Origin of the sequence: Enterobacter cloacae complex sp. GF14B, assembly GCF_004136805.1 — a bacterium.
In the GTDB taxonomy this organism is placed as follows: Bacteria; Pseudomonadota; Gammaproteobacteria; order Enterobacterales; family Enterobacteriaceae; genus Enterobacter; species Enterobacter hormaechei_C.
In genome coordinates this window covers 1-2,566 of the sequence record NZ_QFRV01000193.1, presented here as the reverse complement: position 1 = coordinate 2,566, position 2,566 = coordinate 1, and the positions used below count along the sequence as shown (strand labels likewise).

Annotated in this window: 2 protein-coding genes and 2 pseudogenes; all 4 read right to left on the bottom strand. The window is 60.0% G+C overall.

Annotated features, from left to right (window positions below; all coding sequences use genetic code 11):
- Positions 1-126: pseudogene (locus DD606_RS24570) on the bottom strand (substrate-binding domain-containing protein); the annotation flags it as partial.
- 1 nt (position 127) lies between these two features.
- Positions 128-1,525, bottom strand: a pseudogene (tssF, locus tag DD606_RS24565) (type VI secretion system baseplate subunit TssF); the annotation flags it as partial.
- A 2-nt stretch (positions 1,526-1,527) separates the two neighbouring features.
- Complete coding sequence (tssE, locus tag DD606_RS24560) at positions 1,528-2,091, bottom strand: type VI secretion system baseplate subunit TssE (protein WP_003859970.1); 564 nt, start codon at positions 2,089-2,091, stop codon at positions 1,528-1,530.
- Positions 2,084-2,566, bottom strand: a 483-nt coding sequence (locus DD606_RS24555) for a type VI secretion system accessory protein TagJ (protein ID WP_306768324.1), incomplete at its 5' end; no start/stop codon positions are given. The genes tssE and DD606_RS24555, both read right to left, overlap by 8 nt.

Genomic DNA, 2,566 nt, shown 5'->3' with positions numbered 1-2,566 from the left:
ACTGCTAACTGTTTGACCGTGCAGCTGATCCAGCAAAAGCAGCATCGCTTCCCGGCCAATGTCATACCGCGGCTGTGCAACGGTCGAAAGCGGCGGATCGCAAAACTCCGAAAGCGAAATATTATCACGGCATGGAGTCGGCCATAATAAACTGCCCAAGCTCCTGCTGGAGCATCAGCGGCAGGTCACGGCTGGTGCACAGCACCTCGGCGGAGATATAGCGCAGGTTTTCCTGCCACGGCGCGTGCTGCGCATCCACCAGCGAGACGAAGACCTCCGAGCCGATATAGCCCGTGCGGGTGCCATAGCGCAGCGCGTGTTCGGAGAGAACGCGCTGCTCACGGCGCAGGGAAAAATAGGCGCCGTAGTTGCCCGCGTCCCCGCTCCAGGTACTCCAGAACGGACGAAACGTCTGGTCGTCCCGCTGACCATCCGCGCTGGCATAGATTTTTTTCACGGCATAAATTTCATAATCCAGCGGGCGGATGTTATCCACCACCAGGTGGTATTCATGCTGGCTTTCGCTCAGCTTCTGCCGGGCCGCCACTTTCGGGAACAGGTTGATCACCGGCGTGCAGTGCAGCGCCAGGTGGCTGGCATCCACCACGCGCTCCAGCTGATCGTCGCTCTTGTCGAGCAGAATGAAGATATCAAACGCTTTTTCGTCTTCGCAGCGCTGGATCAACTTGCCCAGCCCGCTCAGGCTGATGAAACGAAAACGCGCCGGGAACGCGAAGTACTCCTGCAACAGGCGATAGCCGTCAAAGTTACGCAGATCGTCCGGGAGCAGGGCCTGGTCCGCATCAAAGCCTTCCTGACGCAGGGCGTCAGACGACAGCAGCTGGCGCTGGGGCTGCTTGCTGACCGTCTGGCAGACGATGCCCGCGTGGTGCTCCATCACCAGCTCCAGCAGCTTCAGCGCCTCGATGTCCGGGCCGCTTAAGAAGAACTCCAGGCGGTCAAAATCCAGGTGCCCGAGATGCTGCGGGCCATCGCAGGCAATGCGGACCCGTAAGGCGCTGCTGATCCCCCGCTGACTCAGGCCGAGCTGGGCCAGCGGCAGATCGGCGGGAACGCCGCCCAGCTCGATCCGCTCAATTTTTAACGGCAGCAGGTTGACCTCATGCGCCGTGGTATAGCTGCACGTAACGCCGGTTTTTTTCAGCGCCAGGCTGTCCATCATGGTGCCGCGCGGCACAATAAAGCCTTTGCTCAGGTCGCCCCGGCTGCTGTCGGGCTGAATTTCAGCGATCGCCATCGACGGCGTAGGCGCCAGATAATTTGGCGCAATCATCTCCAGCATACGCTGTGAAAAGCGCGGGAATTCGGCGTCCATTTTCATCTGCACGCGGGAGGTCAGGAAGGCGAAACCTTCCATCAGGCGCTCAATGTACGGGTCCGCCACTTCGATGCCGCGCATGCCGAGCCGCCCCGCCACTTTCGGGTAGCGTTCGGCGAACTCCGCGCCCATCTCGCGCAGATAGGCCAGTTCACGGTTGTAATATTCGAGCAGTTTGCTTTCCATCATTACCCCGCATCTTTCAGTTCAAAATGGCCGTTTTCCAGATCGACGTCGGTGCGAAAGAGAAACTCCAGCGGATACGGCACGCACCACAGGCGGCCTTTGATTTCGATAGACAGAACGTTGTGCAGATCTAACGAGGAGGTATCGGACACGCAGCGAACCTGAAGCCCCTGGGGCAGGATCCGCGGTTCAAAGTTAATAATCGCTTCGGTGAGCTTGCGCTGAATGTCGTGCCATTCGATATCAGACATTCTTTTCCCCGCCAGCGGCGCGACGCCGAAGTTAACGACGGAACGGCTCACCTGCGTCAACCCGCTCAGATCGCTGGAGGCATCGTGGTTGATGGTATTAAACAACCACTGTAAATCCCGCAGGACGTTACGACGCAGCGCGGCGTGGGTAATCAGATTGCTGTTGGCGGACTCGCGTTTTTTTTCCGGATCGTTATCCGTCAGGCGATCCAGCAGTGAGGGCTGCATTTTGTCGCGCGCCCCCACTTTCTCCTGCCTGCTGCGGGCCTGCCAGCCGCTGCGCAGCAGATCGCCTTCGCCAGCGGTATTACTCATCCGCACCATCCGAGGTAAATGTCACCAGCCTCAGGGTAAGCAGCGGGCTTTCGCTTTGCTCGCTCAGCCAGGCTTTCTGCCCCATGCCTTCATACAGGACACCGTCATCGTCCAGCGGGAGCCACTCGGTGGTGCGCCCCAGTCTAACGCTATCGGAAGCGCCGTCAGCAAACGGATAACGCGCCGGGATCTGACACACCTGCTCGGTGCCGTCCGTGAGGCGGACCAGCGCATGACGCCACACCAGATCGGTCACGCTGGCCGGAGCCTGAAAACGGATCGCATCGATGGCGCAGAACGGCACCCAGAAATAGCGGCCATTGACCAGGGTTTCACACACCGGCCCCAGACGGGCATCGCCGTCCATCAGCCATTCAAAGTTGTGGCTCTCTTCATTCTCCAGCGTGACCTGCCCGCGGCTTGCCGGGGCCTGTTCGAGTGCCTCCAGGCGCAGCGTTTGCGCTTGCCCGGCGCG

Bases quoted from the DNA above. Each gene is read 5' to 3' on its own strand.
- tssE (WP_003859970.1), bottom strand. From the start codon at position 2,091: ATGAGTAATACCGCTGGCGAAGGCGATCTGCTGCGCAGCGGCTGGCAG.